Origin of the sequence: Pseudomonas mandelii (genome assembly GCF_002251635.1) — a bacterium.
Lineage (GTDB): Bacteria > Pseudomonadota > Gammaproteobacteria > Pseudomonadales > Pseudomonadaceae > Aquipseudomonas > Aquipseudomonas mandelii_B.
In genome coordinates this window covers 22032-47892 of record NZ_NMOJ01000154.1, presented here as the reverse complement: position 1 = coordinate 47892, position 25861 = coordinate 22032, and the positions used below count along the sequence as shown (strand labels likewise).

Here is a 25861-nt window from a genome sequence, read left to right as displayed (position 1 = left end):
GCCACCTAACTATCTGAACATCTCCGGCTGGAGGTGGACTATATGTATAGGTCTTAACTGTCTCATCACCTGAAGGAGCGCTCCCATGTCCTGGTCCAAACCTGCTTACACCGACCTGCGTATCGGCTTTGAAGTCACCATGTACTTCGCAAGCCGCTAAGGTCTGCCGTTGTAATGATGTGCAACGCCTCGGTTTACCGGGGCGTTTTTATTTTCAGCGTTGAAATGATGGAGCGNCCATGTTTGTCCAGATTCTAGGTTCCGCCGCCGGCGGTGGCTTCCCGCAGTGGAACTGCAACTGCGTGAACTGCGCAGGCTTTCGCGATGGCAGCCTGCGGGCCCAGGCGCGTACTCAGTCGTCCATCGCGATCTCTGACGATGGCGTTAACTGGGTGCTGTGTAATGCTTCGCCGGATATCCGCGCGCAACTGCAAGGCTTTGCACCGATGCAACCCGGCCGCGCCCTACGCGATACCGGCATCAGCGCGATCATCTTGATGGACAGCCAGATCGACCACACCACCGGCCTGTTGAGCCTGCGCGAAGGCTGCCCGCACCAGGTGTGGTGCACCGACATGGTCCATGAAGACCTGAGCACCGGCTTCCCGCTGTTCACCATGCTCACGCACTGGAACGGCGGCCTGGCCTGGAACCGCATCGAACTGGACGCCAGCTTCACCATCCCGGCGTGCCCTAACCTGCGTTTCACCCCGCTGCCACTGCGCAGCGCCGCACCACCCTACTCGCCGCACCGCTTCGACCCGCACCCCGGCGATAACATCGGCCTGATCGTTGAAGACCTGCGCACCGGCGGCAAACTGTTCTACGCCCCGGGCCTGGGCAAGGTCGATGCGCCATTGCTGGAGATCATGGCGGGCAGCGATTGCCTGCTGGTGGACGGCACGATGTGGGATGACGATGAAATGCAGCGCCGTGGCGTTGGCACCCGCACCGGTCGCGAGATGGGCCACCTGGCGCAAAACGGCCCCGGCGGCATGCTGGAAGTGCTGGAACAGTTGCCCAAGCAGCGCAAAGTGCTTATCCACATCAACAACACCAACCCGATTCTTGATGAGGATTCGCCGGAGCGTGCCGAGTTGGCTCGGCGCAAGGTTGAAGTGGCGTATGACGGCATGAGTATTGTGTTGTAAGTAACCGAGACCGCTTCGCGGTCTATCGCGGGCAAGCCCGCTCCCNCNAAAACCTGTGGGAGCGGCGGTGCGACGATTCGACTTGCCCGCGATGCGGCCAGACCAGACACCGAAGATTCCCCGGAGAACCGCAATGACTGACACCCCAATGTCCCCCGCCGAATTCGAAGCGGCCCTGCGNGCCAAGGGCGCCTTCTACCATATCCATCACCCGTACCACGTGGCGATGTATGAAGGCCGCGCCTCCCGCGAGCAGATCCAGGGCTGGGTCGCCAACCGTTTTTACTATCAGGTGAACATCCCCTTGAAGGACGCCGCGATCCTNGCCAACTGCCCGGACCGCGAAATCCGCCGCGAGTGGATCCAGCGCCTGCTCGACCACGACGGCGCCCCCGGTGAAGATGGCGGCATCGAAGCCTGGCTGCGTTTGGGTCAGGCGGTCGGCCTCGACCCGGATCAGCTGCGCTCGCAGGAGTTGGTATTGCCTGGCGTGCGGTTCGCCGTGGACGCCTACGTCAACTTCGCCCGCCGCGCCAGCTGGCAAGAAGCCGCCAGCAGCTCACTGACCGAACTGTTCGCGCCGCAGATCCACCAGTCGCGCCTCGACAGCTGGCCGCAGCACTACCCGTGGATCGACCCTGCCGGTTATGAGTATTTCCGCACCCGCCTGGGCCAGGCNCGCCGTGATGTCGAGCACGGTCTGACCATCACCTTGCAGCACTACACGACGCGTGAAGGCCAGGAGCGCATGCTGGAAATTCTCCAGTTCAAATTGGACATTCTGTGGAGCATGCTGGATGCCATGAGCATGGCCTATGAACTGAACCGCCCGCCCTATCACAGCGTGACCGAGCAGCGGGTCTGGCATAAAGGGATCACCNTATGAGNTTNGATCGCAGCAAGATTCCGACCTGGCGTCAGGGCTACCGCTATCAGTACGAACCGGCGCAGAAAGGTCATGTGCTGCTGTACCCGGAAGGCATGATCAAACTCAATGAAAGCGCCGCGCTGATCGGCGGTTTGATCGACGGCGAGCGCGACGTAGCGGCGATCATCGCCGAGCTGGATAAACAATTCCCTGGCGTGCCTGAGCTCGCTGAGGACATCGAGCAATTCATGGAGGTCGCCCGTGCTCAGCACTGGATCGAACTTGCCTGATTCCATGTCAGGCACGTTACCGCCAAAACCTGAAATCGGCCTGCCGCTGTGGCTGCTGGCCGAGCTGACGTACCGCTGTCCGCTGCAATGTCCGTACTGCTCCAACCCGCTGGACTTCGCCGAACAAGGCAAAGAACTGAGCACTGAGCAGTGGATCAAAGTGTTCCGCGAAGCCCGGGANATGGGCGCTGCGCAATTGGGCTTCTCCGGCGGTGAACCGCTGGTGCGCCAGGACCTTGCCGAGCTGATCGCCGAAGCGCGTAAGCTGGGCTTCTACACCAACCTGATTACCTCCGGCATTGGCCTCACTGAGCAGAAGATCAGTGACTTCAAGAAAGCCGGCCTGGACCATATCCAGATCAGCTTCCAGGCCAGCGATGAGCAGGTGAACAACTTGCTGGCAGGCTCGAAAAAAGCCTTCGCGCAAAAACTCGAAATGGCCCGCGCAGTGAAAGCGCATGGCTATCCGATGGTGCTGAACTTCGTCACCCATCGGCACAATATCGATAAAATCGACCGCATCATCGAGCTGTGCATCGCACTGGAAGCAGACTTCGTCGAGCTCGCCACCTGCCAGTTCTATGGCTGGGCGCAGCTCAATCGTGTGGGGTTGCTGCCGACTAAAGAACAGCTGGTGCGCGCCGAACGTATCACCAACGAGTACCGCGCCAAGCTGGAGGCCGAAGGCCACCCGTGCAAGCTGATTTTCGTCACACCGGATTATTACGAGGAACGCCCGAAAGCCTGCATGAATGGCTGGGGCAGCATTTTTCTGACGGTAACGCCGGACGGCACTGCCCTGCCCTGCCACGGTGCCCGACAGATGCCGGTGCAATTTCCCAATGTGCGTGACCACAGCATGCAGCACATCTGGTACGACTCGTTTGGCTTCAACCGCTTTCGCGGCTACGACTGGATGCCCGAGCCTTGCCGTTCATGCGATGAAAAAGAAAAGGACTTTGGCGGCTGCCGTTGCCAGGCGTTCATGCTCACGGGCGACGCGAGCAATGCCGACCCGGTGTGCAGCAAGTCCGAGCAGCACGGCATCATCCTGCAAGCGCGGGAAGAGGCCGAACATGCCACCCAGACCATCGAACAACTGGCCTTTCGCAATGAACGAAATTCACGCCTCATCGCTAAAAGCTGAACCCTTCAGCGCTTCCCGGGCCGTCGCCGCCGGTATCGACTTCGCCGAGTTGCTGGTCGGCCAGCATGGCCTGTTCTGGAACGAATACCGCCCCGAGGATGCCGCCTGCAGGATCTGGCATTGGCGCGACGGCCAGGCCCGTTGCCTGACGCCAGCCGGTTTCAGCGTGCGCAGTCGGGTGTATGAATATGGCGGTGGCGCGTTTTGTCTGACGGATGACGGGATTGTTTTCGTCAACGAAGCGGACCAGCAACTCTATCGACAATCGCTGGCGGGCGAGACGCCTGAGGCGCTGACCTCCGGGGAATGCCGTTACGGCGATCTGCAGTTTGCCAACGGACAGGTTTGGGCGGTTGAAGAAAACCGGGATCGGCATCGTCTGGTGGCGATTGATGTGGCTGACGGCCAGCGTCACCTGCTGGCCGAAGGCGCCGATTTCTATGCCGCGCCGACGCTGAGTCCGGACTCGCAACGATTGGCGTGGATCGAATGGAGCCGCCCGGATCAGCCATGGACCGCCACTCGTCTGATGGTTGCCGAGCGCCAGAACGATGGGGGTTTTGCTCAACCGCGTTGTGTGGCGGGCGACGGCGTGCAGGAGTCACTGCAACAACCGCGTTTCGACAGCGACGGACGTCTGTTTTGCCTGACGGATCGCGGCGGCTACTGGCAGCCTTGGGCGGAATCCGCAGAGGGCCTGAGTCCGTTGCCGAGTACCGCAGCCGATCATGGCCCGGCGCCGTGGCAGCTGGGTGGCAGCACCTGGTTGCCGCTGGGTGAAAGCAGCTATCTGGCCAGCTGGACCGAAGGCGGGTTTGGCAAACTGGGCATTTGCGGTGACGCCGCTGAAGAGTTCACCGGTGATTACAGCCGTTTTCGTCATCTCGCACTGGATGAGCAATTCATCTACTGCATCGCGGCATCGCCAATCAGTTCGTCGGCGGTGATCGCAATCGAGCGCGATACCCGCCAGGTCAAAGTCCTGGCTGGCGGGATTGCACCGTTGCCCGCCGAGCACATCAGCGTCCCGCAAACCTTGCGTTATCCGAGCGGTTCGGGCGAGGCCCACGGCTTTTTCTATCCGGCGATGACCGGCGAGGCGAAACCGCCGCTGGTGGTGTTTATCCACGGCGGCCCGACCTCGGCCTGCTACCCGATGCTCGATCCACGTATTCAATACTGGGCGCAACGCGGCTTCGCCGTGGCCGACCTCAATTACCGTGGCAGCAGTGGCTATGGCCGGGCATATCGCCAGGCGCTGCATTTGAGTTGGGGCGAAGTCGATGTAGAGGATGCCTGCGCCGTAGTCGCTCATCTTGCCGAACGAGGATTGATCGACGGTAACAAGGCATTTATCCGCGGCGGCAGTGCCGGCGGTTACACCACGCTTTGTGCGTTGGCCTTTCACAACGTCTTCCGCGCTGGCGCCAGCCTTTACGGTGTCAGCGATCCCGTGGCACTGGGCCGGGCGACCCACAAGTTCGAAGGCGATTATCTGGATTGGCTGATTGGTGATCCGGAAGAGGATGCCGAACGCTATGCCGCACGAACGCCGCTGCTGCATGCGAGCAACATCAGTGTTCCGGTGATTTTCTTTCAGGGCGAGCTGGACGCCGTGGTGGTGCCGCAACAGACCCGCGACATGGTCACGGCGCTACAGGACAACGGTATTCTGGTGGATGCGCATTACTACGCGGACGAACGTCATGGCTTTCGCAAGGCGGGGAACCAGGCCCATGCGCTGGAGCAGGAATGGTTGTTTTATCGGCGGGTGATGGCGGACTGAAGTCGGCGCTTGGATCAAAAACTGCGGTGCCCTCCCACATTGGATTTGTGAACGGTCCAAATCCCCTGTGGGAGCGAGCCTGCTCGCGATGGTGGTCTATCTGGCGCCGATGAACTCAGCGCTTGGCGATGATGTACACCGCATGCACGATCCCCGGAATGTAACCGCACAACGTCAGCAGAATATTCAGCCAGAACGCACCGGCGAAACCGACTTGCAGAAACACGCCCAGTGGTGGCAACAGAATGGCAATGATGATGCGAATGAAATCCATGGGGCAGCTCCTGATTTGAAGTGGGCTCATGAAAGCCCTACAGCTAATCGACCTGCGCCGTTCGTCAGGGTTCAGCGCGGTTGCTCAAGCTCCGATTGGCATTTGGCAAAACGCGGAGACAAAAAAACGCCCCACGCGAAAAGAATCAAACGTGGCGCGATGCGTTATTACCGCGAGACGGTTCTGTAATTCGTGCGGGAAAAGTCTGATCAGACCGCAATCCCTTTGCGGCACTGCAGTTGTGCGGTGCGTACGCGGGAAAAGGCGCGGGCCAGGCGTACGAGCATTTCGTCGATGTTGCTTTTGCTGACCGTGAGGGCCGGAGTAAAGCGCAGGCAGTCAGGTTGCGGGGCGTCGAGCAACAAGCCTTCGTACAAGGCTGATTTGACTACGGCATCAGCCGAATCGTCGGACAGGGTCAGCCCCCAGAGCAGCCCTTGCCCGCGCAGTTGGCCGTGACCGTAGCGGTGGGACAAACGACTCAGTCCTTCGCGCAGGTGCTGGCCGGTTTCGCCCACATGATCGAGAAAACCCTTGTCCTGAATAGTGTTGAGCACGGCAAGACCGGCCGCCGTCATCAGGGCATTGCCATGATGAGTTCCGCTCAGTTCGCCCACCTCGAAGCAGCAAGCCTTGCCTCGCGCCAACAACGCGGCCAGTGGCACGCCGCCGCCGAGCCCTTTGCCCAGGGTCACGATGTCGGCGCGCACGCCGTACTGTTGTTCGGCAAGCAAGGTGCCGCAACGCCCAATACCGGTTTGCACTTCGTCGAGGATCAACAAAATACCCAGTTCCCGGCACAGGCGTTCGACACCCTTGAGGTAATGCTCGGTGGCCGGAATCACCCCGGCGTCGCTCTGGATCGGTTCGAGCAGGATTGCCACGGTCCGGGCATCGACCGCCGCGTGAATCGCCGCAAGATCATTGAAGTGAACGTAGTGAAAGTTCGACGCTGAAATCGTCACGGGACTACGGCCATGGCAGCCGTTGCTGGCAACGATGATCCGTGAAGCCCCGCTGCGATGTCGTTGACCCCATTGACGCGCCAGTTGAATCGCGGCCTCACAGGCTTCGTTGCCGCTGTTGAGCAGGTACGCTTGATCACTGCCGGTGCTGGTGCAGAGCCGCTCGGCAAGGTTGAGCATGCCGCGGTTATGCAGCGCGAACCCCGGGTTGATCAGCGATTTAGCCTGTTCCGAGATCGCGTTGACCAGCACCGAAGGACTGTGGCCCAGGCTATTGGCGCCACCACCCTGCGAGAAATCCAGGAAAGCGCGGTCATCGCTGTCCCACAGCCAGGAGCCTTGGCCACGGACAAAAATCTGCTTCAGCCGCTCGACACTGGGCATCAGACACTCGCTGGAAAGGTTGTCGCGTCTGGAGGGTTGGAAAGTGTCGACGACCAAATCGTCGAGGCTCGGTTGAGTACGACGCAAGTTGAACAAATTCATTGGCTGAAACCCCGCGTGAGGTTTTTTGCCTTACCTATGTAAACACCATCGACGTAAACGGTATTCATCGTGCGCTCTGGCCCTGTAAGCCTTGTGAATGCGGTTAGACTAGGCTCAGGCACGGCGTTGAGCCATTTCGATTTCCCAGCATTTTCGATAAGCGCACCTTATGGATTTCAAGCAACTGCGTTATTTCGTCGCGGTGTATGAGGAAGGCCACGTCGGCCGGGCGGCCGAGCGACTTTCGATCTCCCAACCGGCACTGTCCCAGCAGATTCGCCAGCTCGAACAAAACCTCGATGTGAGCCTGTTCGANCGCAGCAGCAAGCGCCTGCTGCCCACACTGGCTGCCCACACTTTGTACAACCACGCCCTGCCCTTGCTCGATGGCCTGCAACGGGCACGCGAAGCCNTGCGCAACTTCAAGGGCCAGGCGATGCGCACCTTGGCCATTGGCGTACTGCAAACCGTGCACACCAGCCTGGTCCCGCAGATGCTCGAACGCGTGCGCAAGGCGCAACCGCATCTGGTGGTGCAGATCTATGAATTGACGGGCCTGGAAATCGAGCGGCGACTGCTCAATGGGTCGCTCGACATCGGCATCAGCTACCTGCCGCCCCGTCAACCGGGGTTGCATGGCGTCATGCTGTACGAAGATGAACTGACCCTGGTCATCCCGGCGGACCATCCGTTGCGTGAATTCAAGAAAGTCTCGATGAGTCAGGCGGCCGAGTTGCCCATGCTGTTGCTGGGTGAAGAATTTCAAGTGCGGCAGATCTGGCAGACACAACTGGCCAATCTGGGACGACGGCCGCAGGTTCAGGCGGAACTGAACAACATGGCGGGGATTCTCGACAGTCTGCCCCACACCCGGCTGGCCACCGTACTGCCCGGGCGCTCGCAAAAGGCGCTCGGCAACAATGAACTGCTCTGGAAACCGCTGACCGAGCCGCGTGTGCCGCTGAAAGTCGGATTGGTGTGTCGGGATGTGCAGCGGCAACAAGCCTCGCTGGCCCTATTGCGCACGCTGTTGGAAGAAGTGATGAACAGGCCGGACGACCGTTTGAACAGCTCGACTGCGCTCGACGGGCTGCGCTGAATACTTTTCTGCGGGCAAAAGAAAACCCCGCCGAAGCGGGGCTTTGCAGATTGTTTCCCTGACATCCATTTCACTCCGCCGTCCTGGCAGAATCCTACGTGTCCGTGTTGTTGCTTTGCGCTTCCTGCGCGACGTCCATGTGAAGTAGATTATCCGTGGATCCAATCTTCGCCTATGGGAGAACAGCAGCACGTCATGTAAGAGAATGCTTACATGACGCTATCGGGTCAGAACTGTCCGGCGTCCAGCAGGAACAGCGATTCGCTCCCCGCCTTCACCGACGCACTCAGCGAGTGAATACGCGGCAGCAGACGGGCGAAATAGAACCGCGCCGTGCCCAGCTTGCTCGCATAGAAATCTTCCTGCGCTTCTTTGCCGAAGGCCGCCTTGGCCATCAGCGCCCACATGTAGGCGTAAGCCACGTAACCGAAGGCTTGCAGGTACTCGACCGACGCCGCGCCGATTTCGTTCGGGTTGCTTTTCGCCCGGTCCAGCAACCACAAAGTCAGCTCGTCGAGGGTGGTGACGGCATCGTTCAGCGGCTTGGTGAACTCCGCGAGGTCTGCGCTGGCGGTGGCCGTGAAATGACGAATTTCATCCGCGAACAGGTTGTAGAACGCCCCACCCGTGCCGACGATCTTGCGTCCCACCAGGTCCAGCGCCTGAATGCCGTTGGTGCCTTCGTAGATCTGGGTAATGCGCACGTCGCGTACCAGTTGTTCCTGGCCCCACTCACGGATGTAACCGTGGCCGCCAAAAACCTGCTGGCCGTGCACGGTGGTTTCCAGACCGAGGTCTGTCAGGAACGCCTTGGCGACTGGCGTCAGCAGTGCAACCAGATCTTCCGCGCGTTTGCGGACGGTCGCGTCTTCGCTGAACTTAGCGGTGTCCAGTTGCATGGCCACGTAGGTGGAGAATGCACGGCCGCCTTCGTTCGAGGCTTTCATGGTCAGCAGCATACGACGCACGTCCGGGTGGACGATGATCGGGTCAGCGACTTTGTCTTTGTTCTGCGCGCCGGTCGGCGAACGGCTTTGCAGACGGTCGCGGGCGTATTCGACGGCGTTCTGGTACGAGCGCTCGCCGGTGGCCAGGCCCTGGATACCGACGCCCAGACGCTCGTAGTTCATCATGGTGAACATCGCCGCCAGACCTTTGTTCGGCTCGCCGACCAGGTAACCCACGGCTTCGTCGAAGTTCATCACGCACGTCGCGGAGGCCTGGATGCCCATCTTGTGTTCAATCGAACCGCAGCTCAAAGGGTTACGCGCGCCCAGGCTGCCATCGGCATTNACCATGAACTTCGGCACCAGGAACAGCGAGATGCCCTTGGGGCCCGCCGGCGCATCCGGCAGCTTGGCCAGCACCAGGTGGATAATGTTTTCGGTAAGGTCGTGTTCGCCGCCGGTGATAAAGATCTTGGTGCCGCTGATCTTGTAGGAACCGTCCGTCTGAGGCTCAGCTTTGGTGCGGATCATCCCCAGGTCAGTCCCGGCATGCGCTTCCGTCAGGCACATGGAACCGGCCCACACGCCGGCGTACATGTTCGGCAGGTACGCGGCTTTCAGTTCTTCACTGGCGTGGGCGTTGATCGACAGGCAGGCACCGGCGGTCAGCATCGGGTACAGACCGAACGACAGGCTGGCGGAGTTGACCATTTCTTCGACTTGCGCCGACACGGCCTTGGGCATGCCCATGCCGCCGTAGGTCGGATCGCCACCGACACCGACCCAGCCGCCTTCGGCATAAGTCTGATAAGCCTGTGGGAAACCGGCCGGCGTGGTGACGGCTCCGTCCGCCCAATGGCAACCTTCTTCGTCAGCTGCACGGCTCAGGGGCGCGATGCTTTTGCTGGTGACCTTGCCGGCTTCTTCGAGGATGGCTTCGACGGTTTCAGCATCAACGGTCTCGGCCAGCGCAGGCAGCTCCGCCCAGAGTTTGGCGACCTCGAAGACTTCATTGAGGACGAAGCGCATATCGCGCAGGGGCGCTTTGTAGTCAGCCATGGCAAACCTCGCAAGATCTAAACAGGTGATTCGTGGGAATGATGTTTTCGTTGGGTCCGAGTGTAACCCAACAACTTTTGCGACACATAGGGTCAGGCCGTGACCGTTTTGTAATTTTTAGTCATCAGTATTTCAGCTGAGCAGCTCTCGCCTGCCAGAACGTATTCGCGGCAAGCCTCGCTCCTACAGTTGGGGTCACGCATACCCCGTGAACGACACCGACCTGTAGGAGCGAGGCTTGCCCGCGAAGCTTTTAACAATCGTCAGAGCGCAAACAACTCCGCCGGCAGCTTCATCAGGCAATCACTTCCAGCCTCTATCGCCGCGCGATGAGCGGCAGTGCGTGGCAGCAAACGCTTGAAGTAAAACTCGCTGGTTGCCAGTTTCCCCTGGCAATAATCGGCATCGCCGCTGCCCGCGTCGAGTTGCGCCTGAGCCACCAGCGCCATGTGCAGCCACAGATAGCCGAGGATGATGTAACCGCTGTACATCAAGTAATCCACGGACGCCGCACCGACTTCATCCGGATTCTTCATCGCAGCCATGCCGACCTTGGCGGTCAACTCGCCCCACTGCTGATTCAACTCATTGAGTTGCNCCACATGGGCCTTGAGCTGCGGATGCTCGGCATTCGCCGCACAGAACTTATGCACGATCTTGGTAAACCCGCGCAGCAATTTGCCTTGGCTGCCGAGCACTTTGCGCCCGAGCAAATCCAGCGCCTGAATGCCATTGGTGCCTTCGTAGATCGGCGCAATCCGGCAGTCGCGAACCAACTGCTCCATGCCCCATTCGCGAATGTAGCCATGGCCGCCGAATACCTGCATGCCGTGGTTGGTCACTTCCAGCCCGGTTTCGGTCATAAAGGCTTTGCAGATCGGCGTCAGGAAGGCCAACAGGTCTTCGGCGTCCTGACGCGCCGTTTCATCGGGGCTCAGGTGCGCCACGTCCAGCAGCTGCGCGGTGAAATANGTCAGCGCGCGGTTGCCTTCNTTGAAGGCTTTCATGGTCAGCAACATGCGGCGCACATCGGCGTGCACGATGATCGGGTCGGCGGCTTTGTCCGGGGCTTTGGCGCCGGTCAGCGAACGCATTTGCAGGCGATCGTTGGCGTACTTGATCGCGCCCTGGAAGCTTGTCTCGCCATTACACAGGCCCTGCATGCCAGTGCCCAGGCGTGCGTGGTTCATCATGGTGAACATGCAGTTGAGGCCTTTGTTCGGCTCGCCGATCAAGAAGCCCTTGGCCTCGTCGAAGTTCAGCACGCAGGTAGCCGAGGCCTTGATGCCCATTTTGTGTTCGATCGAGCCGCAGGAAACGCCGTTGCGCTTGCCGGCTTCACCTTCGGCATCGGGTAGGAATTTGGGAACGATGAACAGGGAAATACCCTTGGTGCCTGCCGGAGCATCCGGCAGTTTCGCCAACACCAGATGAATGATGTTGTCGCTCATGTCGTGTTCGCCGGCCGAGATGAAGATCTTGCTGCCGGAAATCGCGTAGCTGCCGTCGGCTGAAGGGACGGCGCGGGTTTTGATGATGCCCAGGTCAGTGCCGCAATGCGCCTCGGTCAGGCACATGGTGCCGGTCCATTGACCAGCCGTCAGTTTGCTCAGGTAGGTGTTCTTCTGATCGTCGGTGCCGTGGGCGTGGATGGCCGACATTGCGCCGTGGGTCAGGCCGGGGTACATGCCCCACGAGGTATTGCTCGATCCGACCATTTCACTGATGACCAGGCCCAGTGAACTCGGCAAACCCTGGCCGCCATACGCCGGATCAGCTGCCAGACCGTGCCAGCCACCTTCCACGTACTGTGCGAAAGCCTGCTTGAAGCCTGTAGGCGTTGTCACCACGCCGTTGTCGAAATGGCAGCCTTCTTCGTCGCCGGAGCGATTCAACGGTGCGAGAACGTTCTCGCAGAACTTCGCCCCTTCTTCGAGGATCGCATTGACCATGTCCGGGCTCGCGTCGGTGGCGCCCAGCGCGGCGTAATTAGCGTGGAAATCAAACACGTTGTCGATCAGAAAGCGCATGTCGCGCAGGGGAGCTTTGTACTCAGGCATGGCGATGTCTCCGGCAGCAGATCGTTCAAACCTACTGCTGCCCACCCTGCCTCACAATCACAGTCCAGACGCTGAATGCGCCATCATCACTCAACCCGCAGCGGCGTCCATGCGCACCGCGCCACGGCGAGTCTGACCGAAGGCCACCACACAATTTCGCCCGGCGCCCTTGGCGCTGTAGAGCGCTTCGTCAGCGGACTTGAGCACTTTTTCGGGGGTACGCTGCTCCACGCGCTCAGCAACGCCGATGCTCACAGTCACCGACACGCTTGTAGCGCCCGGCCCTGCGCGACGCTGACGACCTTGCTGGTCGTCCTGCGGGCGGGCGTCTTGGTTGCGCAGTTGAATGTTGTACGTGGCGATGGACTCGCGGATGACTTCCAGGTGCGGCATGCACTCTTCCAGTGTCTTGCCCGCGAATACCAGGGCAAATTCCTCACCGCCGTAGCGATACGCCCTACCGCCTCCGCCGATTTTCGACAGCTTGCTGGCGACCAGTCGCAAGACCTGGTCGCCGACGTCATGACCGTGAGTGTCGTTGAACCGTTTGAAGTGATCGACGTCACTCATCGCCAACACATAATTGCGCCCCAGCCGCTGCATACGCTCGTTGAGCGCCCGGCGGCCCGGCAAGCCGGTGAGCTCATCACGAAAGGCCATTTGATAGGCNTCATGCGCCACAGCAGCGGCAATCATTAGCATCACCTGACTGCACATGATGTTCAGGGTAAACGGCAGGATGAAGGTTTTCGGCAACGCCCAGAACAACCCGAGCAAACCGACGAGTTGTGCGGCGTGCAAGGGTCTCGGGTTACGCCAGTATTGCCAACTCAGCAGCAGGAACGAGGCGATGAACACGGGATAGGACAGCTGGATCAGGCTCATCCAGGCGCCATGCAGCGCTGGCCAGCGGATTTCCGACAGCCACATCAATAAGGCCTGGGGATAACTTTGCTCCAGCCCCAACGCGACACTGCCGACGGCCAGCAATACCGCGAAGCGCGCCACCATGTCCTGAAATAAATGAGTGCGTTCCTGCCAGGCGGCGAACACGCCGAACAACAGCGGCAGTAACAGGCAACACAGGTGGAACACCACTGCTGCGTCTTCACGGACCTTGCCGTTGTCGCGGTAATAATCGGTCTGGGTGTCGAGCAGAAAGTAGGCGATGTACACCGTCACCATCAGAAACAGTTCGCGCTGNCGTCGATACACCGCGCAGTACGAACCGCCGAGCAACAGCACAAGGGTAGGCAACACGTTGAACAGCGAGGTGAAGAAGACGTTGAGGTCCTTGATGTAGGCGGCCGCAAGCCCCGCAAGTAAAAGCAGTAATGACGGTAGGAAATGGCTGAAACGTACAGCGGAAGAACGCGGCAAGGGTAAAGCTCCGACCGTCATGACAATAGATGGCATTGTGCCCACCTACTGTAACGGCAGAAAAGCCGACTTACTGAGCGATTTGTCAGGTTTTTTTAGAGGCAGCGTCACTGGCCGCAGGCCGGGTGGCCAGTGACGGTTATGCCATCAGAGGTCGTGGGCGGCTGGTTTTACTATTTTTCAAACAAAAAAGCCGCTACCCCCGAAGGCGTAGCGGCTTTATGAAGAACAGCGTTAAGGCTTAGTAGCCCAGNNCGAAGTCTTCTTCTTTCATGTCCATCAGGTTGCTGGCGCCCGACAGCATGGTTGCAACGTGGGTGCGGGTACGCGGCAGAATGCGCTGGAAGTAGAAGCGCGCCGTCTGCAGCTTGGCGGTGTAGAACGCCTCTTCAGTGGTGCCGGCAGCCAGTTTCTCGGCAGCCAGGCGCGCCATGTCAGCCCAGAAGTAGGCAAGGCAGGCGTAACCGGAGTACATCAGGTAGTCCACCGACGCCGCGCCGACTTCTTCGCGATCCTTCATGGCGGCCATACCGACCTTCATGGTCAGCTCGCCCCATTCTTTGTTCAGCGCAGCCAATGGCTCGACGAACTCTTTGACCGCCTCGTTGCCTTCGTTGGTCTGGCAGAACTTGTGCACGATCTTGGTGAAGCCCTTGAGCGCTTCGCCTTGAGTCATCAGCACTTTACGGCCGAGCAGGTCCAGCGCCTGAATGCCGGTGGTGCCTTCGTACAGCATCGAAATGCGGCTGTCGCGAACGTTCTGCTCCATGCCCCACTCGGCGATAAAGCCGTGGCCGCCGTAGATCTGAACGCCGTGGTTGGCGGATTCAAAACCGACTTCGGTCATGAATGCCTTGGCGATCGGCGTCATGAATGCCAGCAGGCCGTCGGCCTGTTTCTTGGCTTCGTCGTCGGTGCCGTACTTGACGATGTCCACTTGCTTGGCGGTGAAGTACACCATCGCACGGTTGCCTTCGGCGAAGGCTTTCATGGTCAGCAGCATNCGGCGCACGTCAGGGTGCACGATGATCGGGTCAGCGGCTTTGTCCGGCGCTTTCGGGCCAGTCAGGGAGCGCATTTGCAGACGATCGCGAGCGTATTTCAGGCCGCCCTGGAAGCCGATTTCAGCGTGGGCCAGGCCTTGCAGTGCAGTGCCCAGGCGAGCGGTGTTCATAAAGGTGAACATGCAGTTCAGGCCTTTGTTCGCCGGGCCGATCAGGAAACCGGTGGCCGCGTCGAAGTTCATCACGCAGGTGGCGTTGCCGTGAATGCCCATTTTGTGTTCCAGGGAACCACAGCTCACGGCGTTGCGTGCGCCGATCGAACCGTCTGCGTTCGGCATGAACTTCGGCACGATGAACAGCGAAATGCCTTTGGTGCCGGCCGGTGCGTCCGGCAGGCGAGCCAGCACGATGTGGACGATGTTGTCTGCCATGTCGTGCTCACCGGCCGAGATGAAGATCTTGGTGCCGGAGACTTTGTAGGAACCGTCCGCCTGAGGCTCGGCCTTGGTGCGCAGCATGCCCAGGTCGGTACCGCAGTGGGGCTCGGTCAGGCACATGGTGCCGGTCCACTCACCCGAGACCAGTTTGGTCAGGTAAGCGTCCTGCTGTTCCAGGGTGCCGTGCTCGGAGATAGTGTTCATTGCACCGTGGGACAGGCCTGGGTACATGCCCCACGACCAGTTGGCTTCACCGACCATTTCGCTGACGGCCAGGCCCAGGGATTCCGGCAAGCCTTGGCCGCCGTGCTCCACGTCGTGGGCCAGGCTTGGCCAGCCGCCTTCGACGAATTGTTTGTAGGCTTCTTTGAAACCAGCAGGGGTCTTAACGCCTGACTCGCTCCAGGTGCACCCTTCGATGTCACCCACGCGGTTCAACGGTGCCAGCACTTGCTCACAAAACTTGGCGCCTTCCTCGAGAATGGCGTCAACCATGTCCGGGGTAGCGTCCTGGCAAGCCGGCAGGCTCTGATAGTGCGCTTCATAGCCGAGCAGTTCGTCACGAACGAAGCGAATATCACGCAAGGGGGCCTTGTAGTCAGGCATAGCGATAAACCTCTGCTGATGTATCTGGGATGAACAACCGCGTGGATTTGTTGTGACGGTCAAACAGTTGTTTGAAACATACGTTTACGCCCAAATCTTGTCAAGCGCCGATCTTTTGCCGTTCGTCATCACGCCGCCAATTGCCGGACACGCAGCCACGCGGCCGCCGTTGACAACGCAACAGGCCCTGCAGGAAAGATTAGTTGAGGGTGAAGGACTTACGCACAAAAACGCCGCGAATAGTCGCGGCGTTGGCAGGACGGGTTCAGCGAGGGATCAAGCGAAGGTATCGATCAACGTGCCAAGCATTTCATNNGAAGCCTTGGCGACTTTGGCGCCCAGCTCNACNTGAAACTTGCCCTGGGCCATCTCGACCATATTGCTGGCCAGGTCCGATTGCTGGCTGCGGTCAACCGAACGCAGGCGGTCTACCTGAACGTCGGAAGACTGGCTGGTCACCGCACGCTCGATGGTGCTGCTGGCGATCTGGCCGGATGCCTGATCGACACGGTTCTGTCCTGTCTGAATAGTGCTCAGACCGGCATAAAAAGCGGTGTTTCCTGAGATTTCCATAGGGAACTCGTCCTACAAAGGATTAACTGCGGCCATTGAACCAGACATGATGGCAAAAGGCCCGACAAAAACACTAATGGCACAGTGACTTGTCATAGGCAAAACCTCAATCCAGCAAATCCAGCTGCAAATGTTCCGCCACCGCTTCTGCTGTCACCGATTTGAGTTTCGGCACTCGTCCAAGACAAGGCGCAGGAATCCGCTCGGCGAGAGTCGCTAGGTTCTCTTCCAGGCGCGAGGTTTTCGGATCGATGATATTGGCCACCCAACCCGCCAGCTGTAAACCGTCCTGGGCAATCGCCTCGGCCGTCAGCAGCGCATGATTGATACAGCCCAAGCGCACCCCAACCACAAGGATCACCGGCAGGCCCAGCGCCATTGCCAGGTCCGACAGATTGTCCTGATCCGCCAACGGCACGCGCCAGCCGCCGGCGCCTTCGATCAAGGTGAAATCCGCCAGCATGTCGAGAATGTCGAGCATCGGCGTCAACAGCGATTGCACCGTCAGCGCCACACCTGCTTCCCGCGCGGCCAGGTGCGGAGCGATCGGCGGCTCGAACGCCACCGGGTTGACCTGTGCATAAGTCAGCGGCAGTGAGCACTCAGCCAGCAACGCCAGCGCATCGGAATTACGCAACCCCTTGGGCGTCACATCACAGCCGGAAGCGACCGGCTTGCCCGCCGCCGTACTCATGCCCGCCGACCGTGCGGCATGTAGCAGGCCGGCGGCGATGGTGGTCTTGCCGACATCAGTGTCGGTGCCCGTGATGAAGTAAGCGGCGCTCATAGAGGTTTCTCCAACACGGCGTAGACCACTTGATAAGTCGCCGGCAATCCTTCGGCCTGACGAAACTGCTCATACGCCTCGACCAAGCCGAGGATCCGCGCCCGACCGGTCAAACCGCCCGGCCGACCGGGGTTCAAATTGTGTGCGCCCAACGCCTTGAGTTCATGCGTCAGGCTGCGCACGTCCGGGTAATGCAACACATGCGCACGGGTTTGCAGGCTGACCACCTTCAAGCCACTGGACGCGCACAAATGTTGATAAACGCCCAACTCGCGGAAGCGATTGACGTGCACCATGCCATCCACTTGACGCCAGCTGTCACGCAACTCAAACAACGTCCCTACGCAAAGACTAGCAAACGCGAAAATCCCGCCCGGTTTCAGGGCCCGATACGCCTCACTGAGCACCGACTCGAAATCCGCGCACCACTGCACCGCCAGGCTGGAGAAGATCAGATCACAGGTCGAATCCTGCAACGGCAAACGCTCTGCATCCCCGGCGATGAAATGGCTGGCGCCACCCAAAGGCCTGGCGTGGTTGAGCATGCCTTCGGCGATGTCCATTGCCAGTCCGTGACCTGCAGGAAATCGCTCGCCCAATGCCCGGCTGAAATGCCCGGTGCCGCAACCCAGATCCAGCCAGACACCCGGCACACATTCACCCGGTAAACGACTCAACAACTGGCTACCGACATCGCGCTGCAATTCGGCCACGCTGTCGTAACTGGCCGCCGCACGGGAAAACGACGCCGCCACCTGGCGCTTGTCCGGCAAGGCACCCGGCAGTGAGGGGTGGGATAAATCAGTCATCAACGCACTCGTGNAAAAAGGCCTGGATCGCCCCCGCCACACCGTGGGGGTCTTCCAGAAGAAACGCATGGCTGGCCTGTTCAATCAGACCGATTTCGACGTCCGGCAGCAAGGCCAGAAGTTCTCCGGCCGCTTCGGCCGGGACCAGCCCGTCGAGGCCGGCGAACAAATGCAGTTGCGGACCGCGGAATGCCTGCAACGCCTGGCGGGTATCCAGTTGTGCGAGCACTTCCAATCCGCTCATCAGCACCGCTTCAGAGGTATGCGGCGCCCCACCGAGCAACAACCGCGAAAGCCCGCGAGGATCTTCCGAGCCTTGAGCGCAAAGGAGTGAAAAACGCTTCAACGTCATCCGCGGATCAGCCTTGCAACCGGCGAGAAACGCGTCGAAGGTTTCGCCGTGCATCGCGCTCGGCCATTGCTCATGGGCGACAAAAGAAGGGTTGCTCGCCAGGGTCAGCAAGCCGCAGCAACGATCACCACGACGCGCCGCCAGTTCAGACGCAAGCATGCCGCCGAGGGACCAGCCACCGAGCCAGACGTCCTGCGGGATCGTCGAATCCAGCTCATCGAGCCATTCTTCGAGCTCGCTCGATTCCAGTTCCGGCAACGGCTCGATTTCGACCCGCAGATGCTCATCCAGCCCCTGCAAGGCGGCCGCCAAAGGCTCCAGCGGTGAAATTCCGAGGCCCCAACCGGGCAGCAGAATCAGTCGATCACGCATGGTTTGGCTCCGGTCCAAGTTGTTGGAAACAATCGGCCAGTCCATTCAACAATAGCTGCACCTGCGCCTCGCTGTGGGCGGCGGTCAGGGTCACGCGCAGACGGGCGCTGCCGGCGGGCACGGTGGGCGGACGAATCGCCGTGACCATCAGNCCGCGCTCGCGCAACATCTGTGACAGGCGCATGGCCTTGGCGCTGTCGCCGATCATGATCGGCTGGATCGGCGTAAAGCTGTCCATCAATGCCAGGCCGATCTGCTCGGCGCCCCGGCGGAACTGGCGGATCAGGTTATTGAGGTGCTCGCGTCGCCACTGTTCGGTGCGCAGCAGCTCGAGGCTCTTCAAGGTTGCACAGGCCAATGCCGGCGGTTGGCTGGTGGTGTAGATATACGGCCGGGCGAACTGGATCAGGCTCTCGATCAGCTCTTCGCTGCCCGCCACAAACGCCCCGGCGGTGCCAAACGCTTTGCCCAGGGTGCCGACCAGCACCGGCACGTCCTCCTGGCTCAGGCCGAAATGCTCGACGATCCCGCCACCCTTTGCGCCCAACGGGCCAAAACCATGGGCGTCGTCCACCATCAACCAGGCGCCTTTGGCCTTGGTTTCCCGGGCCAACGCTGGCAGGTCAGCCAGGTCGCCGTCCATGCTGAATACCCCATCGGTGACCACCAGCGTATTGCCGGTCGCCCTCTCCAGCCGTTTGGCCAGACTGGCCGCGTCGTTGTGCAGATAGCGATTGAAACGTGCGCCGGACAACAAACCGGCATCCAGCAACGAAGCGTGATTGAGGCGGTCTTCCAGCACCGTATCGCCCTGCCCCACCAACGCAGTGACCGCACCGAGGTTGGCCATATAGCCAGTGGTAAACAGCAGTGCACGCGGGCGACCGGTCAGGTCGGCGAGGGCTTCTTCCAGTTCGTGGTGCGGCGTGGCATGGCCCACCACCAAGTGCGAAGCGCCACCNCCNACGCCCCAACGAGCAGCGCCGGCGCGCCAGGCTTCGATCACTTGNGGGTGATTGGCCAGGCCCAGGTAGTCGTTGTTGCAGAACGCCAGCAACGGCTGACCGTCGACCACCACTTCCGGGCCTTGAGGGCTTTCGAGCAGGGGGCGCTGGCGGTAAAGGTTTTCGGCACGACGGGCAGCAAGGCGTGCGGCGAGATCGAAAGACATGCAGGCCTCGAAGATCAATATGGGTATGCACCCAATCCCAGTGTGGGAGCGGGCTTGCTCGCGAAGGGGCCGTCACATCCAACATGGATGGTGACTGAAACTCCGCATTCGCACTGAAACTCCGCATTCGCGAGCAAGCCCGCTCCCACATTGGATTTGTGGCGGGTCAGACAGCCGCGTTGTAAAACTGCTCGCTGCTCTTCTGCTCAACCAGTGCCTGTTCAATGGCCGCCTGATGCACTTCGTCCGCGTGTTCTTCGCGCGCTTCCGGCAGGATCCCCAGGCGCGAGAACAGTTGCATGTCCTTGTCTGCCTGCGGGTTGGCGGTGGTCAGCAACTTGTCGCCGTAGAAGATCGAATTGGCACCGGCGAAAAACGCCAGGGCCTGCATCTGCTCGTTCATCGCCTCACGACCGGCCGACAGGCGCACATGGGATTGCGGCATCAGGATGCGCGCCACCGCCAGCATGCGGATGAAGTCGAACGGGTCGATGTCTTCGGCGTTTTCCAGCGGCGTACCGGCTACCTTCACCAGCATATTGATCGGCACCGACTCCGGATGCTCCGGCAGGTTGGCCAACTGGATCAGCAGGTTGGCGCGGTCGTCGAGGGACTCGCCCATGCCGAGGATGCCACCCGAGCAGATTTTCATCCCGGAATCGCGCACATAAGCCAGGGTTTGCAGGCGCTCGCCGTAGGTGCGGGTGGTGATGATGCTGCCGTAGAACTCGGGCGAGGTGTCGAGGTTGTGGTTGTAGTAGTCGAGGCCGGCCTGGGCCAGGGCTTCAGTCTGGTCCTGGTCGAGACGACCGAGGGTCATGCAGGTTTCCAGGCCCATGGCCTTCACGCCTTTGACCATTTCAAGCACGTACGGCATGTCTTTGGCCGACGGGTGTTTCCAGGCGGCGCCCATGCAGAAGCGGGTCGAACCGATGGCCTTGGCGCGAGCGGCCTCTTCGAGGACCTTCTGCACCTCCATCAGCTTTTCTTTTTCCAGGCCGGTGTTGTAGTGGCCCGACTGCGGACAATATTTGCAATCTTCCGGGCAGGCGCCGGTTTTGATCGACAGCAAGGTCGACACCTGCACCCGGTTGGCGTCGAAATGCGCGCGGTGCACGGTCTGCGCCTGGAACAACAGGTCATTGAAGGGCTGTACAAACAGCGCTTTGACTTCGGCTAAGGACCAATCGTGACGCAGGGTGGCAGTGGTGCTGGCGCTCATGGGCGATTCCTTGATTATGCTTGGGCTTTCACTGGGGAAGGGCAATACCCACAGGCACGACACGGATGCTCGGCATATTTAAGGAAGAGTGATGCGCTGTCAACCACGATACGTAGGACCGGTTTACATCTGGTTAAACAATAACCAACACTGCTTGCTCTGCAGCGAAGCCACCGAAGACGTCAGGCCCATCTGCATGGCCTGTGAAACCGACCTGCCCTGGCTGGGCGATCACTGTCAGACCTGCGCCCTGCCCTTGCCTGCGTCGGGCCTGACGTGCAGCCCCTGTTTAAAGCTGGCGCCGGCTTTCGAGCGGGTCGCCGCGCCCTGGACGTACAGCTTTCCGGTGGACACATTGATCACGCGCTTCAAGCACAGCGCCAAGTGGCCGTTTGGCCGCCTTCTCGGCGAACTTCTCGCGCAGTTCCTGCAACATCGCTTCGATGAGGACCTTGATCGGCCCGACGCTCTGGTCCCTGTTCCGCTGGCTGCAAAACGCCTGCGTCAACGGGGTTTCAACCAGGCCGCGATGCTCGCCCGCTGGCTCAGTAGCAGCCTCGACATCCCTTGCGATGAAAAACTGCTGCTGAGGATTCAGGACACCAGCGCGCAACAGGACCTGAATGCCGATGCGCGCAAAAAGAACCTGCGCAATGCCTTTGCCCTGGGGCCTGATGCGTCCATCAAGGGTCGGCATCTGGCGATAGTGGACGACGTGCTGACCACCGGTGCCACGGCTCAGGCCCTGGCTCGCCTGTTGATGGATGCGGGCGCGGCACGGGTCGATGTTTATTGCCTGGCCCGCACACCCAAACCCGGTGACGCAAACTGACGTAAAGCCATGCACAAAACCTGTGGGAGCGAGCCTGCTCGCGATGGCGGTGTATCACACATATCAATGGTGACTGTGATGGCCTCATCGCGAGCAAGCTCGCTCCCACAGGGAAAATGGGCTGACTTGACTCCCAGGCTTCCAGCCGCCAACGTCCTCCCCATCGCCACAGCCCAAAGCGCCTCGCCATGTCCTTGCCCACCTTGTTGTCCCAGCACATTGTCCGTCGCCCGCAGCGCATCGCGTTGCTGCAGCACATCGCCGAACAGGGCTCGATCACCCGAGCCGCGAAAAGTGCGGGGCTGAGTTACAAGGCGGCGTGGGACGCTATCGATGAGCTGAACAACCTCGCGCAGAAACCACTGGTCGAACGCAGCGTCGGCGGCAAGGGCGGCGGCGGCGCCAAGCTGTCAAGCGAAGGCCAGCGAGTGCTGCGCCTCTATCAAAAGCTGCAAGCCTTGCAGGCCCAGATACTGGAAGCTGCCGAAGATGCCAGCGACCTGGACCTGCTCGGTCGGCTGATGCTCAGAACCAGCGCGCGCAATCAATTGCACGGCAAGGTCGTCGCGATCGATAACCAGGGGCACAACGACCGGATTGGCCTCGAACTGGTCGAAGGCTTAACCCTCGATGCGCAGATCACGCACGACAGCACCCTGCGCCTGGAGCTGGGGACCGGCACCGAAGTCGTGGCCCTGATCAAGGCCGGTTGGCTGGAGTTGCTGGGCATCGATCAACAAGCAACACCGGGCAACAACGTCCTGAATGGCACCATCGAACAAATACTCGACGCCCAAGACGGCCCCAGCGAAGTGCGCATTGGCCTGCCCAACGGCCAGACTCTCTGCGCGCTGGCCGAGCCGCAGCACCTGAAAAGCCAGGGTCTTGCCACCGACAAACCGGTGCGGGTGCAGTTTGCGCCGTCCAACGTATTGCTTGGTACACCGCTCTGAAACATAAGCTTCATGATTGCTCTTTAAGGTGGCTGCAAAAACCAGCAGGGAGCCTGATGTGAGCCTATTAGAAGAAAACCAAGCCACTGACCTCGANAAAATGGTCGGCCTAAGTCGCCGTGGTTTCATCAGCGCCGGCGCCCTCTGCGGTGCGGCCATGTTCCTCGGTGGCAACCTGCTGAGCCGCAGCGTGCTGGCCGCGAGTGTCAGCGCAGGCTCCAGCAAACTGTTGGGTTTTGACAGCATCCCCGCCGCCACCAGCGACGCCATCACCTTGCCGCCCGGCTACACCGCCTCGGTGTTGATCAGTTGGGGCCAGCCGCTGCACAAGAATGGCCCGGCCTTTGACCCGAGCGGTAACGGCACCGCCGAGCAGCAGGAAGTCCAGTTCGGTGACAACAACGACGGCATGAGCCTGTTCGCCTTCCCTGGCGACGACAACCGCGCACTCATGGCGATCAACAACGAATACACCAACTACCGTTACCTCTACGCCCACGGCGGTGCGCCGCAGTCTGCGCAAGAGGTGCACAAGGCACTGGCCTGCGAAGGCGTGTCGGTGATCGAAGTGCAACGCAAGAACGGCCAGTGGCAATTCGTCCAGGGCTCGCGCTACAACCGGCGCATTCACGGCAACGCACCGATCAGCCTGAGCGGCCCGGCTGCCGGCCACGCACTGGTGAAAACCAGCGCCGANAAAACCGGCAAAAACGTGCTCGGCACCTTCCAGAACTGCGCCAACGGCAAGACGCCGTGGGGCACTTATCTGACGTGCGAAGAGAACTTCACCGACTGCTTCGGCAGCAGCAATGCCGAGCAGAAGTTCGATGCCGCGCAGAAGCGCTACGGCGCAGTGGCGGCCAGCAAAGAGATCAACTGGCATCAACACGATGAGCGGTTCGACCTGGCGAAAAATCCGAACGAGCTCAACCGTCACGGCTGGGTCGTGGAAATCGACCCGTTCGATCCGCAATCGACGCCGGTCAAACGGACCGCGCTGGGCCGCTTCAAACATGAAAACGCTGCGCTGGCTGAAACCCATGACGGGCGTGCCGTGGTGTACATGGGCGACGACGANCGCGGTGAGTTCATCTACAAGTTCGTCAGCCGCGACAAAATCAACCACAAAAACCCCAAGGCCAACCGCGACCTGCTGGACCACGGCACCTTGTACGTGGCGCGCTTCGATGCGGGCGACGGCAACGCTGATCACCCCAAAGGCAAGGGCGAATGGATCGANCTGACCCACGGCAAAAACGGCATCGACGCCAGCAGCGGTTTCGCCAGCCAGGCCGAAGTGCTGATCCATGCACGCCTGGCCGCCAGTGTGGTGAAAGCCACCCGCATGGACCGCCCGGAATGGATCGTGGTCAGCCCCACCGATGGCCAGGTCTACTGCACGCTCACCAACAACGCCAAGCGCGGCGAAGACGGCCAACCTGTGGGCGGGCCGAACCCGCGCGAGAAGAACGTCTACGGGCAGATTTTGCGCTGGCGCACTGACCGCGACGATCACGGCTCGAAAAGCTTTGCCTGGGACCTGTTTGTGGTCGCCGGCAACCCGGGCGTCCACGCCGGCACGCCGAAGGGCGGTTCGTCGAACATCACGCCACAGAACATGTTCAACAGCCCGGATGGCCTGGGCTTCGACAAGGCCGGGCGGTTGTGGATTCTGACCGACGGCGACTACAGCAACGCGGGCGACTTCGCCGGCATGGGCAATAACCAGATGCTGTGTGCCGACCCGACGACCGGCGAAATTCGCCGTTTCATGGTCGGGCCGGTGGCGTGTGAGGTCACGGGGATCAGCTTTTCGCCGGATCAGAAGACGCTGTTCGTGGGGATTCAGCATCCGGGGGAGAACGGCGGGTCGACGTTCCCAGAGCATCTGCCCAATGGCAAACCGCGGTCTTCGGTGATGGCGATTTCCCGTGAGGATGGCGGGATCGTCGGCGCCTGATCGGGCCTCTTCGCGGGCAAGCCCGTTCCCACAGGGTTCCAGAGTGTGCACACTNTGGGAGCGGGCTTGCCCGCGATGGCGTCAGCCAAAACAACACACGACTCAAGCCTTAACACTAAAGACGCCCCGTCTGCGCTACCATGCTTGGCCGGACGCGGCAGCCTGCTGCGCGCAGGAGTCAGCATGGCCCACCCGTTTGCAACACTCACCCCCGACCTGGTACTCGACGCTGTCGAAAGTATCGGCTTTCTCAGCGATGCTCGCGTTCTGGCGCTCAACAGCTACGAAAACCGTGTGTATCAGGTGGGCATCGAAGACTCCGAACCGCTGATCGCCAAGTTCTACCGGCCCCANCGCTGGACCAACGAAGCGATTCTCGAAGAGCACCAGTTCACCTTCGAACTCGCCGAGTGCGACGTGCCAGTGGTGGCGCCGATGATTCACAACGGTGCCAGCCTGCACGAACACGCCGGGTTTCGNTTCACCCTGTTTCCACGCCGTGGTGGCCGTGCGCCGGAGCCGGGTAATCTCGATCAGCTGTATCGCCTGGGCCAACTGCTCGGCAGGCTGCACGCCGTCGGTGCGACCAAGCCGTTCGAACACCGTGAAGCACTGGGCGTGAAGAATTTCGGTCACGATTCGCTGACCACCTTGCTCGAAGGCAATTTCATTCCCAAGAGCCTGCTGCCGGCGTACGAGTCCGTGGCCCGCGACCTGCTCAAGCGTGTGGAAGAGGTGTACAAGGCCACGCCGCACAAGAACATCCGCATGCACGGCGATTGCCACCCCGGCAACATGATGTGCCGCGATGAGATGTTCCATATCGTCGACCTCGATGACTGCCGCATGGGCCCGGCCGTCCAGGACCTGTGGATGATGCTCGCAGGGGACCGTCAGGAATGCCTGGGCCAGCTGTCGGAATTGATGGACGGCTATCAGGAGTTCCACGACTTCGACCCGCGCGAACTGGCACTCATCGAACCGCTGCGCGCCTTGCGCCTGATGCACTACAGCGCCTGGCTGGCACGGCGCTGGGATGACCCGGCGTTTCCTCACAGCTTCCCGTGGTTCGGCAGCGAGCGGTATTGGGGTGATCAGGTGCTGGCGTTGCGTGAGCAGCTGTCGGCTCTCAATGAAGAACCGCTGAAACTGTTCTGACCCTGACGCTGCTTCTTGTGGGAGCTGGCTTGCCGGCGATGCAAACAACTCGGTGCATCAGTAGCACCAAGGTGATGTTCTCAANGCCCAACCTAATCAGGCAGGACATCCGC

Annotated in this window: 23 protein-coding genes; 11 read left to right on the top strand and 12 right to left on the bottom strand. The window is 60.6% G+C overall.

Features of this window, described 5'->3' with window-relative positions:
* The first annotated feature begins 85 nt into the window (after positions 1-85).
* The 6 genes from pqqA (at position 86) to B7L09_RS20065 (ending at position 5242) form a co-directional block, all read left to right on the top strand.
* Positions 86-160, top strand: coding sequence for a pyrroloquinoline quinone precursor peptide PqqA (gene pqqA, locus B7L09_RS20090; RefSeq protein WP_009045898.1), 75 nt, complete (start codon positions 86-88; stop codon positions 158-160).
* Positions 161-239: 79 nt separating this feature from the next.
* Positions 240-1151: a pyrroloquinoline quinone biosynthesis protein PqqB gene (gene pqqB, locus B7L09_RS20085; protein WP_094470327.1), complete on the top strand. Its 912-nt coding sequence runs from the start codon at positions 240-242 to the stop codon at positions 1149-1151.
* Positions 1152-1284: 133 nt separating this feature from the next.
* Positions 1285-2037 (top strand): pyrroloquinoline-quinone synthase PqqC, encoded by a 753-nt coding sequence (gene pqqC / locus B7L09_RS20080; protein WP_094470326.1) that lies wholly within the window; start codon positions 1285-1287, stop codon positions 2035-2037.
* A complete protein-coding gene (gene pqqD, locus B7L09_RS20075; protein WP_094470325.1) occupies positions 2034-2309 on the top strand; it encodes a pyrroloquinoline quinone biosynthesis peptide chaperone PqqD in 276 nt (91 codons plus the stop codon). The genes pqqC and pqqD overlap by 4 nt, the downstream gene beginning before the upstream one ends.
* A 4-nt stretch (positions 2310-2313) precedes the next feature.
* Positions 2314-3456, top strand: a complete 1143-nt coding sequence (gene pqqE, locus B7L09_RS20070; protein WP_176457738.1) for a pyrroloquinoline quinone biosynthesis protein PqqE — start codon at positions 2314-2316, stop codon at positions 3454-3456.
* Entirely contained in the window at positions 3422-5242 is a 1821-nt protein-coding gene (locus tag B7L09_RS20065) for a S9 family peptidase (protein WP_094470323.1), read from the top strand. The genes pqqE and B7L09_RS20065 overlap by 35 nt, the downstream gene beginning before the upstream one ends.
* A gap of 115 nt (positions 5243-5357) precedes the next feature.
* On the opposite strand, the gene B7L09_RS20060 is transcribed toward B7L09_RS20065, so the two are convergent.
* Together B7L09_RS20060 and B7L09_RS20055 are read right to left on the bottom strand one after the other, a co-directional pair.
* A complete protein-coding gene (locus B7L09_RS20060; RefSeq protein WP_007904205.1) occupies positions 5358-5516 on the bottom strand; it encodes a YqaE/Pmp3 family membrane protein in 159 nt (52 codons plus the stop codon).
* A 209-nt stretch (positions 5517-5725) separates the two neighbouring features.
* Positions 5726-6967 (bottom strand): aspartate aminotransferase family protein, encoded by a 1242-nt coding sequence (locus B7L09_RS20055; protein WP_094470322.1) that lies wholly within the window; start codon positions 6965-6967, stop codon positions 5726-5728.
* Between the two features lie 169 nt (positions 6968-7136).
* Between B7L09_RS20055 and B7L09_RS20050 the strand changes: the two genes are divergently transcribed.
* Positions 7137-8066, top strand: coding sequence for a LysR family transcriptional regulator (locus B7L09_RS20050; protein WP_094470321.1), 930 nt, complete (start codon positions 7137-7139; stop codon positions 8064-8066).
* A gap of 227 nt (positions 8067-8293) precedes the next feature.
* Here B7L09_RS20050 and B7L09_RS20045 read toward each other — a convergent pair whose 3' ends face one another.
* The 10 genes from B7L09_RS20045 to bioB form a co-directional block, all read right to left on the bottom strand.
* Entirely contained in the window at positions 8294-10072 is a 1779-nt protein-coding gene (locus B7L09_RS20045; RefSeq protein ID WP_094470320.1) for an acyl-CoA dehydrogenase C-terminal domain-containing protein, read from the bottom strand.
* A 263-nt stretch (positions 10073-10335) separates the two neighbouring features.
* The gene (locus B7L09_RS20040) at positions 10336-12132 is read right to left on the bottom strand and encodes an acyl-CoA dehydrogenase C-terminal domain-containing protein (RefSeq protein ID WP_094470319.1); all 1797 of its coding nucleotides are present in this window, start codon (positions 12130-12132) and stop codon (positions 10336-10338) included.
* A 90-nt stretch (positions 12133-12222) separates the two neighbouring features.
* Positions 12223-13512, bottom strand: a complete 1290-nt coding sequence (locus B7L09_RS20035) for a GGDEF domain-containing protein (RefSeq protein WP_094470318.1) — start codon at positions 13510-13512, stop codon at positions 12223-12225.
* A gap of 241 nt (positions 13513-13753) precedes the next feature.
* A complete protein-coding gene (locus B7L09_RS20030; RefSeq protein ID WP_094470317.1) occupies positions 13754-15559 on the bottom strand; it encodes a phenylacyl-CoA dehydrogenase in 1806 nt (601 codons plus the stop codon).
* A gap of 276 nt (positions 15560-15835) precedes the next feature.
* Entirely contained in the window at positions 15836-16132 is a 297-nt protein-coding gene (locus B7L09_RS20025) for a pyrroloquinoline quinone biosynthesis protein PqqE (protein WP_094470316.1), read from the bottom strand.
* A gap of 106 nt (positions 16133-16238) precedes the next feature.
* The gene (gene bioD, locus B7L09_RS20020; RefSeq protein WP_094470315.1) at positions 16239-16919 is read right to left on the bottom strand and encodes a dethiobiotin synthase; all 681 of its coding nucleotides are present in this window, start codon (positions 16917-16919) and stop codon (positions 16239-16241) included.
* Positions 16916-17728 (bottom strand): malonyl-ACP O-methyltransferase BioC, encoded by an 813-nt coding sequence (gene bioC / locus B7L09_RS20015; RefSeq protein ID WP_094470314.1) that lies wholly within the window; start codon positions 17726-17728, stop codon positions 16916-16918. The genes bioD and bioC overlap by 4 nt, the downstream gene beginning before the upstream one ends.
* Complete coding sequence (locus B7L09_RS20010; RefSeq protein ID WP_094470313.1) at positions 17721-18452, bottom strand: alpha/beta fold hydrolase; 732 nt, start codon at positions 18450-18452, stop codon at positions 17721-17723. Before B7L09_RS20010 ends, bioC begins: the two co-directional genes overlap by 8 nt.
* The gene (gene bioF / locus B7L09_RS20005; RefSeq protein WP_094470312.1) at positions 18445-19623 is read right to left on the bottom strand and encodes an 8-amino-7-oxononanoate synthase; all 1179 of its coding nucleotides are present in this window, start codon (positions 19621-19623) and stop codon (positions 18445-18447) included. The genes B7L09_RS20010 and bioF overlap by 8 nt, the downstream gene beginning before the upstream one ends.
* Before the next feature lie 166 nt (positions 19624-19789).
* A complete protein-coding gene (gene bioB, locus B7L09_RS20000) occupies positions 19790-20845 on the bottom strand; it encodes a biotin synthase BioB (RefSeq protein ID WP_058415231.1) in 1056 nt (351 codons plus the stop codon).
* Between the two features lie 91 nt (positions 20846-20936).
* Here bioB and B7L09_RS19995 point away from each other — a divergent pair, with 91 nt between their 5' ends.
* From B7L09_RS19995 to B7L09_RS19980, 4 genes are all read left to right on the top strand, one after another.
* Positions 20937-21677 (top strand): ComF family protein, encoded by a 741-nt coding sequence (locus B7L09_RS19995; RefSeq protein WP_094470311.1) that lies wholly within the window; start codon positions 20937-20939, stop codon positions 21675-21677.
* Between the two features lie 188 nt (positions 21678-21865).
* Positions 21866-22630: a TOBE domain-containing protein gene (locus tag B7L09_RS19990; RefSeq protein ID WP_094470310.1), complete on the top strand. Its 765-nt coding sequence runs from the start codon at positions 21866-21868 to the stop codon at positions 22628-22630.
* Positions 22631-22688: 58 nt separating this feature from the next.
* The gene (locus tag B7L09_RS19985) at positions 22689-24590 is read left to right on the top strand and encodes a PhoX family protein (RefSeq protein ID WP_094470309.1); all 1902 of its coding nucleotides are present in this window, start codon (positions 22689-22691) and stop codon (positions 24588-24590) included.
* 183 nt (positions 24591-24773) lie between these two features.
* On the top strand, positions 24774-25748 hold the full coding sequence (locus B7L09_RS19980) for a serine/threonine protein kinase (protein ID WP_094470308.1): 975 nt from the start codon (positions 24774-24776) through the stop codon (positions 25746-25748).
* The last annotated feature ends 113 nt before the right edge of the window (positions 25749-25861 follow it).

What these genes read in the sequence shown, in the direction of transcription:
- B7L09_RS20060 (WP_007904205.1), bottom strand. Translation starts at nt 5,516, where the DNA reads ATGGATTTCATTCGCATCATCATTGCCATTCTGTTGCCACCACTGGGC.
- bioC (WP_094470314.1), bottom strand. Translation starts at nt 17,728, where the DNA reads ATGACTGATTTATCCCACCCCTCACTGCCGGGTGCCTTGCCGGACAAG.
- bioB (WP_058415231.1), bottom strand. Translation starts at nt 20,845, where the DNA reads ATGAGCGCCAGCACCACTGCCACCCTGCGTCACGATTGGTCCTTAGCC.
- B7L09_RS20055 (WP_094470322.1), bottom strand. Translation starts at nt 6,967, where the DNA reads ATGAATTTGTTCAACTTGCGTCGTACTCAACCGAGCCTCGACGATTTG.
- B7L09_RS19990 (WP_094470310.1), top strand. Translation starts at nt 21,866, where the DNA reads ATGTCCTTGCCCACCTTGTTGTCCCAGCACATTGTCCGTCGCCCGCAG.
- B7L09_RS19995 (WP_094470311.1), top strand. Translation starts at nt 20,937, where the DNA reads ATGCGCTGTCAACCACGATACGTAGGACCGGTTTACATCTGGTTAAAC.
- B7L09_RS20065 (WP_094470323.1), top strand. Translation starts at nt 3,422, where the DNA reads ATGAACGAAATTCACGCCTCATCGCTAAAAGCTGAACCCTTCAGCGCT.
- pqqB (WP_094470327.1), top strand. Translation starts at nt 240, where the DNA reads ATGTTTGTCCAGATTCTAGGTTCCGCCGCCGGCGGTGGCTTCCCGCAG.
- bioD (WP_094470315.1), bottom strand. Translation starts at nt 16,919, where the DNA reads ATGAGCGCCGCTTACTTCATCACGGGCACCGACACTGATGTCGGCAAG.